Source organism: Winogradskyella flava, assembly GCF_014243395.1.
Lineage (GTDB): Bacteria > Bacteroidota > Bacteroidia > Flavobacteriales > Flavobacteriaceae > Winogradskyella > Winogradskyella flava.
Genome location: NZ_JACLCP010000001.1, coordinates 232,155 through 245,027, shown reverse-complemented (window position 1 = coordinate 245,027; position 12,873 = coordinate 232,155). Strand labels below are relative to the sequence as shown.

Annotated in this window: 9 protein-coding genes; 2 read left to right on the top strand and 7 right to left on the bottom strand. The window is 33.7% G+C overall.

Going from position 1 to position 12,873, the window contains the following annotated elements:
- The first annotated feature begins 8 nt into the window (after positions 1 to 8).
- A complete protein-coding gene (locus H7F21_RS00970; RefSeq protein WP_185787372.1) occupies positions 9 to 776 on the top strand; it encodes an XRE family transcriptional regulator in 768 nt (255 codons plus the stop codon).
- Position 777: 1 nt separating this feature from the next.
- Here H7F21_RS00970 and H7F21_RS00965 read toward each other — a convergent pair whose 3' ends face one another.
- Both H7F21_RS00965 and H7F21_RS00960 read right to left on the bottom strand, forming a co-directional pair.
- Complete coding sequence (locus tag H7F21_RS00965; RefSeq protein WP_185787371.1) at positions 778 to 1,599, bottom strand: GNAT family N-acetyltransferase; 822 nt, start codon at positions 1,597 to 1,599, stop codon at positions 778 to 780.
- Complete coding sequence (locus tag H7F21_RS00960) at positions 1,599 to 2,528, bottom strand: isoaspartyl peptidase/L-asparaginase family protein (protein ID WP_185787370.1); 930 nt, start codon at positions 2,526 to 2,528, stop codon at positions 1,599 to 1,601. The genes H7F21_RS00965 and H7F21_RS00960 overlap by 1 nt, the downstream gene beginning before the upstream one ends.
- A gap of 89 nt (positions 2,529 to 2,617) precedes the next feature.
- Here H7F21_RS00960 and polA point away from each other — a divergent pair, with 89 nt between their 5' ends.
- Positions 2,618 to 5,461, top strand: coding sequence for a DNA polymerase I (gene polA, locus H7F21_RS00955; protein WP_185787369.1), 2,844 nt, complete (start codon positions 2,618 to 2,620; stop codon positions 5,459 to 5,461).
- On the opposite strand, the gene H7F21_RS00950 is transcribed toward polA, so the two are convergent.
- The 5 genes from H7F21_RS00950 to H7F21_RS00930 all read right to left on the bottom strand — a co-directional run bounded on the left by H7F21_RS00950 (position 5,458) and on the right by H7F21_RS00930 (position 12,865).
- Positions 5,458 to 8,268: a CHAT domain-containing protein gene (locus tag H7F21_RS00950; protein WP_185787368.1), complete on the bottom strand. Its 2,811-nt coding sequence runs from the start codon at positions 8,266 to 8,268 to the stop codon at positions 5,458 to 5,460. The genes polA and H7F21_RS00950 overlap by 4 nt on opposite strands.
- A 111-nt stretch (positions 8,269 to 8,379) precedes the next feature.
- On the bottom strand, positions 8,380 to 8,871 hold the full coding sequence (locus H7F21_RS00945) for a hypothetical protein (RefSeq protein WP_185787367.1): 492 nt from the start codon (positions 8,869 to 8,871) through the stop codon (positions 8,380 to 8,382).
- Positions 8,872 to 8,882: 11 nt separating this feature from the next.
- Positions 8,883 to 9,464 carry a hypothetical protein gene (locus H7F21_RS00940; protein WP_185787366.1) on the bottom strand — a complete coding sequence of 194 codons (582 nt, stop codon included), beginning with the start codon at positions 9,462 to 9,464 and terminating at the stop codon, positions 8,883 to 8,885.
- Between the two features lie 11 nt (positions 9,465 to 9,475).
- A complete protein-coding gene (locus H7F21_RS00935; RefSeq protein ID WP_185787365.1) occupies positions 9,476 to 10,117 on the bottom strand; it encodes a hypothetical protein in 642 nt (213 codons plus the stop codon).
- Between the two features lie 9 nt (positions 10,118 to 10,126).
- Complete coding sequence (locus tag H7F21_RS00930; RefSeq protein WP_185787364.1) at positions 10,127 to 12,865, bottom strand: BspA family leucine-rich repeat surface protein; 2,739 nt, start codon at positions 12,863 to 12,865, stop codon at positions 10,127 to 10,129.
- Between the last annotated feature and the right edge of the window lie 8 nt (positions 12,866 to 12,873).

Sequence of the window (12,873 nt, the reverse complement as noted above, 5' to 3'; positions counted from 1 at the left end):
GAATTTTGATGAAGCCTATACAAGCCAACATAAAACACCTTAGAACTTTAAAGCAATTATCCCAAGAGCGTTTTGCAGATGATCTTAATTGGACACGTTCTGTCGTTGGATCTTATGAGGAGGGAAGAAGTGAGCCACCTATTGAGCGGCTAATAGATTTATCCAATTACTTTGATATTCCTATAGATATTTTGGTGCGTAAAGATTTGCGAAAGGCCAAGGACACCTCGTTTATTGAAGTTGGTAACAAGCGTGTTTTGTTTCCGGTTACGGTAAATGAGAATAACGAAGATCTTATAGAGATTGTACCAGCAAAAGCTTCTGCAGGTTATTTGTCTGGCTACGATGATCCAGAATATATAGAGCAACTCCAAAAAATTAAATTACCGTTTTTACCAACGGGAACGCACAGGGCATTTCCTATAAAAGGCGATTCCATGTTGCCAGTTAAGGATGGATCTTTTATAGTAGCAAAATTTATAGAAGATATTCGCGATATTAAGAGTGGGAGAACTTATGTTGTCTTGACTAAAAATGACGGTTTGGTTTACAAGCGTGTTTATCGTCCTGAAAATGACGAACAGCATCTATTGTTGAGTTCGGATAACAAGGCATATCAACCTTACTTGGTTGCTAAAGACAGCATATTGGAACTTTGGGAATTCACCTGCTGTATCAATACCCAAGAGTACGACGAAAAGGAATTAAAACTCAGTAGCATCATGATGATGTTTCAAGAATTGAAAGTAGAGTTGGAAGCTGTAAGGCAGTTGTAAATTAAATAAATAATTCCATCTCAAACTGATCAACAGTATTTTCCAATCCAACAGCTTCAACAGCTTTCAGTTTATGGGTTAATCTGTCATCAATATTATTGATTCTGATATTTCGATTAACGGATTTGATAGCAGAAAAAAGTATAGTCCATTGTTTAGCTGAATCCTCGAAAACTTCAAATTGTGCTACATAACCACTTTCAGAATTCATAATGAAATAAGATTGTATCTTGTCTTTAATCCACACTTGGTAACAGTCAAAATGTCCTTTTGCTATGCTTTCCTTTTGGTTGTCCCAAGAATAGTAATCTTGATTTGATAATGCATCCCAATCCATATCTTGATGGTTAACCTTTTTTAAGATGAAGTCATTATCAATTTCTGTTGTAACCATACCCTTAAAACATTTGTAGTGTTTACGGATTTTAAAACCAATACCTTGGTATGATTTTATGGCTTTCTCATTTTCTGTAATAACTTCGAGTTGGCACTTTGTAACGCCATGTTCAACTAACTTTGGAAGCGCGTAATCGTAGATGGACTTCACAATGCGTTGTCCTCGATATTCAGGAATAACACCTGTGCCAGAATTATAAGCGGTTAAATGACCTTGACGTTGATCTATGGCACTAATGATAAATCCAACCAATATATCTTCATCAAACATACCAAAAGATAAATCATATTGTACGCCAGCCGCTTTCCAACCTCTCCGATAAAATTCATGATCTGTTGGCATTTTCACAAAGTAATTGTCGAATGCAGAAAGAAAGCATTTCATAATCACATCAAAATTGGTATTGCCTAAATGCCGAACTTCCATTATTTATAGATTGAAATATCTTCTTGTCCGTTAGAAGATCTACAAGCACGATACATACCTTCCGTATTAAAAGGCATTGCTATATTCCCATTAGCATCTACAGCAATCAATCCACCATCACCATTAATCTCTAGAATACGTTTATAAATAACCTCATGAGAGGCTTCCTCCAAAGACAAACCTTTATGTTCCATTATGGAAGACACATCATAAGCCACAACACCACGTATAAAAAATTCACCACTTCCAGTGCAACTTACGGCACAAGTGTTATTATTGGCATAATTCCCTGCGCCTATCATTGGCGAATCGCCAACACGCCCCCATTTTTTATTGGTCATACCACCTGTTGAGGTCGCTGCTGCAACATTACCATATTGATCGCAAGCAACAGCACCAACCGTTCCAAACTTTCCATCTTTTTTTACGGAATGGTCCAACTGAAAACTATCACTATCCTTTATGCCTTGCCATTGTCTATAACGCACCTCGTCGTAAAAATAGTCAGGAGACTCAATTCCATGACCGTGATCTTCTGCAAATTTCATGGCACCTTCTCCTGCTAAAAACACATGATAGCTTTTATCCATAACATCTCTAGCTAATGACACAGGATTTTTGATACCCGTTACAAGTGACACTGCTCCAGCATTTAGTGTTTTTCCGTCCATAATGGCAGCATCCATTTCGTGTGTGCCTTCTGCCGTAAAAACGGAACCTTTCCCAGCATTGAATAAAGGAGAATCTTCCAATAGTTTTACAGCTGTCTCAACAGCATCTATAGCGCTTGCTCCATCTTCTAAAGTGCGATAGCCCTCATCCAAAGCAAGTTTAAGTGCGGCTTTATATTCGTTTTCTAGTTCGGCCGTCATTAATCCTTTTACTAAGGTGCCTGCACCACCATGTATGGCTATTGAGAATGTTTTCATATTAAAAAATTGATTGTGGAAAATTACAAATTGCTTTTCAAATAAACCCTTAAGTTTTCGTAGTTTTATAGACTTCAAAATTTTATTTCATGTCAGACCAAAAACGACTGTTTCTCGTAGACGCTTATGCTTTAATTTTTCGTGGCTACTACGCTTTTATAAAAAACCCAAGAATCAATTCCAAAGGCGAAGATACTTCGGCCATCATGGGGTTTATGAACTCACTTTTGGATGTAATCAAACGTGAGCGGCCAGACCATTTAGCCGTTTGCTTTGATAAAGGTGGGAGCGTCGATCGTGTAGAAATGTATGAAGAGTACAAAGCCAATCGCGATGAAACTCCAGAAGGCATAAAAACAGCCATTCCTTACATCCATGAGATTTTAAAGGCTATGCATATTCCAATTATGGTTAAGGAAGGTTATGAAGCAGATGACGTTATAGGAACCTTATCTAGGCAAGCAGAAAAGGAAGGTTATAAAGTATTTATGGTCACGCCAGATAAGGATTTTGCACAGTTGGTTACGGATAATATTTTTATGTATCGTCCAGTCTTTGGTGGTGGATATGAAACTTGGGGGATTCCTGAAGTACAAAAGAAATTTGAAGTGACTGAGCCAATGCAGGTGATTGACTTTTTGGGTATGATGGGAGATTCATCCGATAATATTCCGGGTCTTCCTGGAGTTGGTGAAAAAACGGCAAAGAAGTTTTTAGCACAATTTGGTAGTATGGAGGGATTGTTGGCCAACACGGATCAGTTGAAAGGTAAAATGAAAGAGAAAGTCGAAGCTAATGGCGAACTTGGATTATTATCTAAGAAATTGGCGACTATAATGCTCGATGTTCCTGTTGAATTCAATGCTAAGAATTTTGAACTCGATCATCCTGATGTCGAAAAAGTAAAACAAATTTTCCAAGATTTAGAATTTAGAAGACTTACCGATAATTTCTTGAAAACGTTTGCCGCAGATACAACATATGATGTGGCTCAAACAGCTGAAAAGAAAGAAGCTCCTAAATCGCCGCCAAAAGAACAAAAATCAGCAGGTGCTGGTCAGTTTTCATTATTTGGTGGAGAGGATGTAACAACTACTGAAACTACATCTGAATATACAAGGAACACAGGTAAAACTACATCGCATTTCTATCAAAGTGTGGCTTCAGGGATGGCAACTAAACTCTTTGTAAAAAATTTACTGAATCAAACTTCGGTATGTTTTGATACAGAAACAACAGGACTTAATCCGCTAACTGCAGAACTTGTAGGTATTGCATTTTCTTGGGAAACAGGGAAAGGATTTTATGTGCCTTTTCCGGAGGATAGAGAAGACGCGCAATTGCTTATTGAAGAGTTAAGACCATTCTTTGAAAATGAAAACATCGAAAAAATCGGACAGAACTTAAAATACGATATCAAGGTTTTGGCAAAATATAATGTTGAGGTAAAAGGCAAGCTTTTTGATACCATGTTAGCGCACTATTTGATTAATCCAGATATGCGTCATAATATGGATGTCTTGGCGGAAACGTATCTCAATTACACACCTATTTCGATTACAGAACTCATTGGTAAAAAAGGAAAGAATCAACTCTCAATGCGAGATGTACCTTTGGACAAGCAAACCGAATATGCAGTTGAAGATGCCGATATCACCTTGCAACTCAAAGAACATTTTGAAAAGGAATTAGGAGAGGCCAATACACAAAAACTATTTAATGATATTGAAGTGCCATTGCTTCGTGTTTTGGCAGCTATGGAATTGGAAGGCATCAATTTAGACAAGGACTTTTTAAATTCACTTTCTGAAGAACTCAATAATGATATTGCCAATCTTGAAAAGAAGATTTATGAAGCGGCAGGAGAAGAGTTCAACATTGCATCGCCCAAACAATTAGGTGTGATTTTGTTTGAAAAATTAAAATTGGTTGACAAACCGAAAAAGACGAAAACTGGACAATATTCAACAGCAGAAGATGTCTTAAGTTACTTAGCTAAAGACCATGACATCATTCAGAATATTTTAGACTATAGAGGACTTTCGAAATTAAAAAGCACGTATGTCGATGCACTTCCATTACAAGTGGAAACATCCACAGGACGCGTACACACGGATTACATGCAAACCGTTGCTGCAACAGGTCGTTTGAGTAGTAATAATCCAAACCTACAGAATATTCCAATCCGAACGGAACGTGGTCGTCAAGTACGTAAAGCCTTTGTTCCTAGAAATGGGGATTACACTTTACTAGCTGCTGATTACTCGCAAATAGAATTGCGAATTATTGCCGCATTAAGTGAAGAGGAAACCATGATTGAAGCGTTTAAAAATGGAGAGGACATTCATGCCTCAACGGCTTCAAGAGTATTTAATGTTCCTATTTCAGACGTCACAAGAGAACAACGTAGCAATGCAAAAACGGTCAACTTCGGAATTATTTATGGTGTTTCCGCATTTGGTTTGAGTAACCAAACCACTTTATCACGTTCTGAATCCAAGGAATTAATAGACACGTATTATGCGACGTATCCTAAACTAAGAAATTACATTCAGGATCAGGTAGATTTTGCTAGAGACAACGGCTATGTTCAAACTGTTTTAGGTCGCCGTCGTTATTTAAAGGATATCAATTCTAGAAATGCGGTTGTTCGTGGAGCTGCAGAACGAAATGCCGTTAATGCACCTATACAAGGTAGTGCTGCTGATATTATTAAAATAGCTATGATTAATATTCATAAAAAATTAAATGAAGGCAGCTACAAAACAAAAATGCTTTTGCAAGTCCATGATGAATTGGTTTTTGACGTATATAAACCTGAATTAGAAGGCTTAAAGAATCTCATAAAAACCGAGATGGAAAATGCTTATCAACTGTCAGTACCCTTGGATGTAGATTTAGATATTGGAAATAATTGGTTGGAGGCGCATTAAGGAGCAGTTTTTTCGCGTTTTATTTTAAATAGAGCTGCACTGAAAATTAAAATTATTGACGCTAATAAAACATAATATACTATGTTAGAAGTTGTATTCACGATAGCTTTATCCTCACCATAAAGTACAAAACCTGCCCAATAATAAGGTTGTTCTAATTTGGTATTTGTATGCTTGTTTTTATAATCGTTTTTTGCATTACTTAATGCTAAAGATTTTGTTTGTCCGTCTTTTAAGTTTTTATAAAAACTGACCATAATTTCCTTCGTAGATTTATCTGGAACTTCCCAAAGACTGGCGACTGTCGCAGGAACACCTGCAAAGGTAAATGCGCGTTGAAAAGATTCAAAACTAACATTTGACTCACTATTATCTACACCTGTATTACAAGCACTCAACACCGCTAAATCTGCATTTAATCTTAAACCGTAGAGCTCTTCTAAATACAAATCATCATTTTGAGACGTTTCATCACCAAACAATAACCGACTTATACCAGATTCCTTTTCATTAATCATGGTATGCATGGCTAAATGCAAAACTTTGTATTTCGATGCTGTTTTAATAAAATCTTGTTTTTTTAAATCTTTTCCATTGTAAAGATTAGATTTGAACAATTGACTAATAAGTTCAGATTCTTTTTGTGCGCCTTCTAAAAAAGTGGATTGACTTCGTACTGATAATTCTCGATTAGAATTAGAATATTCTGGTGCATAAATAGCCAATTCATTGGAGTACTGACCTTTATTGATTTTAGGCATCACAAATACCAAATTAGACGTATAACTAATACTATAGGTTTGCGTGAGAAGTTGATTGTTTTTTGACAAAATCTCAAATGCCAATTTATTTAGAACTGCATCTGGATTTATTATAATATGCTCGATATTATCTTCTATATTTGGAAGTAAAAGATTAGCTATCTCATTAGCTTCTTCAATATTGAATTTTTGAGTCTTTATATTATTAATAAACGTATTTATGCTATTACCATCAGATTTACTCAATGGTTTTAAATCAACTTTTATGGCATTCTGTGATATACTATAAATTGCTATTTGATCTTCAAATACAATATATTTTAGGATAAGCTGATTAGGTTTTAGCTGTTTCCTTAAATCTTCTATTTTAAAACTACTCGTATTAAATAAGCTTAAATTTGGTATTGTTTCTTTTGTGAATTTTTCTGTTTGACTTAACAGTATTTGTAATGAATCTTCAACACTAACTGCTTGTTCTGCTTTAGCACCTGCAATTAAACCTCGTAATCTATAAGTCCGCAATTGCAATGAGTCTAATACTGGAAAACTATTAATCTGTCTATTTTCCTTAAATTTCTGCCATGCCAATAAGTTTTGAATGTTTTCATAACGATTTAAAATGTTAGTTGGGCTTAAATCCTTATTATAACCTAGTTTTTTTGTTTGAAGAACTCCTTGAACAATCTGTTTTAAATAGGTTTTTTGAGTTTTGTTAAACTTTCGCTTATCGTAACTATTTTCAAACTGTAAAAACGCCATTGGATACAATCTCGCCACTAACTTTTTTACGTGTTTATCTTTTGGAAAATACTTTCGTAACTCTTCGGCTATTCTCAGCAACAACTTGGTATGTCCGTAAGTTAAACTTGGCTTAAAATTTTTAAAATCTTGAGTTAATTTAATAGAGTCTGAATGTACCTTTTCAACAGCTTTATAAAAAATAGCAAGAGCACTATCTTTTTGTTTTTGCTTTGCTTTTATAAGTCCTTTTTGTGCTAAAAAAAAGGGTTTCCTACCGTCTGTTTCTGATAATGGCTTTATAAGTCCAGACATTAAAGCTTCAGCTTTATCTAATTCATTAGATAGAACAAGTGCTTTAACCTTGTTGTACTTAAATGTGGATGCGCTTCCCTTATAATCTTTATTTTCAATTAAATCTAATGATTTATCTATGTAATAATGAGCTTTTTCTAAGTCTTGTATTGCAGTTTCTGCTTCGGGTTTATGACTAGCGTACCAATCACCTATATGGTTTAATGCTGTTGTATAATATACGCCATCATGCTCTTTATGAAAATCTGGCATCTTATGTAATACTTCAAACTTATCTATACTTTTTTCTATCTCAATACTATCCTCTACGGTTTTTCCATATTGGTATAGTTGATATATCTTGCTATACAATAATATGATATCATATTTGAACCTGTAGCCGTCAGGTCTTGTAACAGCTACATCAACTTCTTTTTTATTATTTCTATAAAGTGCTTCTGCCTGTCTTAAATACTGTTTAGCGTCATCGAAATTACCATGATAAGCACATTGCTCAGACAAATATCTGTAAGAGGTAATGAGATAATCATAATCAGGTTTTTTAACGCTCCTTAAATATTTAATAGCGTTTAAAGTTGAATTGAAGGTAGCCTTGTCTTTTTCCGTATAATTATAGGCAGATGCTTTATCAGAATATAATTGTCCCTTTAGTAAGCGCCCAGCTTCTGTATCGTTGCAAAATTTAATTGCCTTGTCTAAAACCTTAAGACTCTCCAAATACTCTTCGAGTTGGTAATGCGCTTTATTTTGGTATTTGTAAAGTTCGGCAATTTCTAAACTATCTATTACTGGTACTTTTAAAAGTTTTGGAATTTCTGTTTTGCAAAAAGCAATTAGTTCCTCTTTTTTACCAGATTCTAATAATTGACTTGCTTTATAGCTTGGTTTAATTACTAGTGTGTCTTGTTGAAATTTAAGAGAACTTTTTATTGTAACAGCAGATACTGAACAATTAATAAGTACTACTAATAACAGGGTTAACTTAAAATTCAATGAGGTTATATTTAGGAATTTAAAAATAGGATAATAAGAGCGTTAGTACAAACGCTCTTACTAGTTTATTATTTAGTTTTTCTGTTTTGAAGTAATTTAAATTACTAAATTTTAGTTTGTGCTGAACGAAAACTCTACGGGTTCTACAGCACCTTTAAAATCAACAGACTTTACAGTTAATTGTATTGAATATTTTCCATTTGGCATAACACCCTGATTTCCTTTCTCTTTAGAGATTGATGCTAATATTGCTATAAAATCAAAAGCTTCTGCAGGAATGAACATTTCGCCTGGAAAATATGGTATTGGTTGTTTACGTATTACATTTTTAACAAGTTCACCATCTTTCTTTATTGTGGTAATAAATTCAAAAAAGACAATCTTTTCTTTGTAAATATTGGTCGGAATTTCTTTTCCTTTAAAACCGAATTTTATTTGATATTTTCCTGTTTTAAACTCTTTAAATAATTGCACTGCAGAATTAGATTCTAATTTCAACTCAGTTTCAGATTTTCCGTTTAATGTCAAATTACCAGAAATAGATTGTGCATTACAAAATGAAGAAAAGACTATAAGTAATAGAAGTGTTTTTAAAATTTTCATAATAAGTTGTTTTAAAATAGATTAGTACTTTTTGCAATTGCAATTGCTATATCTTTAACATCAGTGTTATTATCGATTTGATTTTTACCAGACATTTTTGGCGGAACTGTAATCATAGCATCATAGCCTTTCATTTTTATTTCTAGCTTTCTTTGTTTACCATTCCAGATGGCGGCCATTCCTAAATTTTTTACGTATTGAACAGACTTGAAGCGTTTTTTCTTCATTTCCCAACTTTCCTCCCAATTAGCACTATTAGTATTTTCATTAATAAATATTGAGCCCATTATATATTGACTTTGGTCATTAAAAAAGACAACATTAAACTGGCAGTTTTTATTCCCAAAAGAATTTTTACCATTAAAACTTACTGAAGTAGCATTATCGTAACCTTTTAAAATTGAAGCTTCATCCAAAAATTGACATAAGTCTTTTGGTAATTCTGAAAAGTCCTTTTTGTTTCCTTTATAGTTTTCGTTTACAAAACTTGTGTCACCAAAGTCTTCACCAATAATGGTTTTTTGATCGCCAAAACAAGATGTAAGGCAGGTACTAAATGCAAGTACATAAATTGTATGTTTTAAAAATTTCATTTTTTTAGTTTTTAGTTAATAAATCCTGAAGCTTTTACCATTGCAATTGCTATGCTTTTATAGTCTCTATTTTTGGAAGTCTCGGCTTTATTTAATCTGTTTTTTAAGGGATAAACATTAAGTGTATAGCCTTTAAATTTTATTTTAAGTTCTTTGCTTTTATCATTCCAAAGTGCTGCCATACCTATATTTTTAATCCATTCAGAAGATTTAGAAATAGATTTATTTATAGCCCAAGCTTCTTCCCATTCCTCACCATTACCAGCTGCTTTAGCAACGTCGTAGGCAGTTTCGTTTTTACCAATTTCGGGCTGCACATTCATAGAACCTCTTAACCATTCAAAATCACTAGCGCCATCTTTAAGATAAAACATGCATGTTGGTAATGAGTTTGGTACTCTTCTGTCTGATTTTGAAATGTCCTCAAAGACAATCATACTCTCAGAAACATTATATAGTGAGGCAATATCACTGGTGGACATAGTCTCGCAAGCACTCATGTCTTTTGAGTAATTAAGAAGGTTGCCTTTGAAGTTTTTATTGACGAAACTATTATCGTTCATTTCAGCTATGTTTGCTCCTTTTTTATCACCTAAACAAGACGATAAAACAATTGCAATAAGACTAAAGCTTAACATATTTTTAAATTTCATAATTATTATTTATTTGATTAATAGCTTTTTAGAAATGACTGAATTTTCTGTTTGTATTTGAAGAGTATATAATCCTTTAGAAAGGTCTTCAAGATTTAGTATATAAGATTGTTGATTAATACTTTTTATAGTACGAACTTCTTTGCCTGCGATATCAAATAATGACACACCATCAATGTTCGAATTTACTTGAATATTAACCTCTGTATTTGCTGGATTTGGAAATAACGTTATCTCTGAATTTAATGTGTTATTATCAATAGAGAGTGTTGAGCTATCTACCACCTCTATATTAAAGTCACCTACTAGATTAGTGTTTTGTTGCGAACGTCCGTTTGGATTTCCACCTATCCAAATTTGTAGGTAATACGTTTCTCCTGGTACTAAGTTAGTAACCTCAACCGTGCCTGAATCGCAACTAATTGGTTCGACTTCATTACAATTATTATATATGGCAAGATTGATATTTAAACTACTTAAAATAGTACTTGCCACTGCTGTTATAGCTCCTGAACTTGGTGCGGTAAATTGGTACCACACATCAATAAGCACTATAGTATCTTCTTGACAACTAGGGAAGTTAGAAGACGACGTTGCGCTGAACGTAGTTCCCGAAATAAGTGTTGCCAATGTTAATGTACTAGCCTCCAAACAGTCATCATTGGTAGGTGCACAATCGATACCAAAACTAGTTTGAGCATCAAAATTGAATTGTGGTTCTGTATTTAACCAATTTGTATCACTATAATTAATATCATCTACAGTAATGCAGGATAAATCAATATTATTTTGCGCTTCAAAATTTGAAAAATTAGTGTTGTTACCATTATTTACAATTAAAGAAACTAAATCATTATCATTGCAAAAAAGTGAAGTAACATTAGAGTTTTGACTAATATCTAATTCTACAATATTATTAAAACTTAATCCTAAATTCTGAAGATTTACAAGCATTGAAACATCTACTGCATCTAAGTTGTTTTGATTTAGAAATACTTGTGTTAATAGAAGATTATTAGATAAATCAATCTCTTCTAAATTATTCTCATTTAAGCTTAAACTAACAAGGTTAGGATTGTTAAAAAGATCTATTTCGCTTAAATTATTTAAGGCTAAAAGTAGGGTTGTTAATTCTTCATTTTGACTCAGATCTACTGCATTTAAATTATTGTTAAAGGCAGTAAGTACTTCGAGATCCGCAAAAAACTCAATTCCTGAAAGATCAGAAATATTATAACTATTGACATCTAAATCCGTAACACCAAGTGCATCACTCTCTAGCATTTGTCCATTAACAATGCCATCTGAATCGATGTTTAAATCGATTAAAGCTTGCTCAAAGTTTGGATCGGGAATATTAAAATTAGGCAACGAACTACAGTCCAATTGGTCATCTGTGATCGACCAATTATTAGGTGCGGACGTCAGTATTGTTCTAGCAGTATCTGCATTACAATAAATTAAACCGTCTGCACTTAATGAAATCTCAGAATTCACGGTTTGTGCAGCCCAGCCAATCAACGTCGCATCATAATTTGTTACAGTAAGCATTGTATTTGATAACATGCCAAACATGTCTACAACATTATTAATGTCCCAGTTGCCCAGATTCTGGTTAAATACAACTGCATTATTTAACATAAAAGACATGTCAGTGACACTTAAAACATTCCAATCTCCAATATCTTGATTAAACAAAAGAGCATCTGAAAACATAAATGACATATCTAAAACATTACCGACGTTCCAATTATTAATGTTGTTATTAAAGGGTGTCTCTCTAAACATCTCCGACATATCTTGCACATTTCCCACATCCCAGCTACCAATAGGTTGATTAAATACTGGGTTTCGTAAAAACATGCTATTCATATTAGTTACACTACCTACATCCCAACTTCCTATATTTTGATTAAATACTAATGCCTGCTCAAACATCTCACTCATGTCTGTAACATTAGATACATTCCAATTGCCAATATCTTGGTTAAATACAAAAGCGCGTCGAAACATACCGTTCATATTGGTTACGTTACTTACATCCCAAGTTCCTATATCTTGATTAAAAACAGCGGCTTGATAGAACATCCTAGACATACCTATGACATTAGAGACGTCCCAACTACTTATATCAATATTAAAACTATTTGCCTCGCTAAATAGTGAATTCATTTGCGTTACGTTACTTACATCCCAACTGCTAATATCACTATTAAAATTACTTGCTTGATTAAATAATGAATTCATTTGTGTTACATTATTTATGTCCCAATCGCTAAGATCACCTGTTAAATTTGTTGCTTTAAAAAACATGAGACTCATGTCTGTTACCTGACTCAAATCTGGGTTATCTGTTGCAGTTACTGTTAAAAAAGAACATCCAGAAAATGCGTTATTCATACTTAACCATGAATTTGTCCCCCATTGTTCAATTGTTTTAATTCGATTTCTATTAGCTGCTAAGGTTGGGTTAAAAGGACCTGCAGAATTAAAATAGATTGCTGGGAATAATCCTGATATTGATACCGTGTAGGTACCTGAATCAGCGTAAGTATGTTGGGCGTTACCTGTTTCATTTGTTGAAGTTGTTCCATCTCCCCAGTCAATATCATAATTATAGGTATAAACTGAATTAGTTGGTATAATTATAGACTGGTTATTACTTGTAGTTTCCCAAGTTGTGATGAATTGTCCAAAACTTAGCTGAATAGAAACAAGAAGAAAAATTGTGAATATTTTTAATTTCATTTGATTAT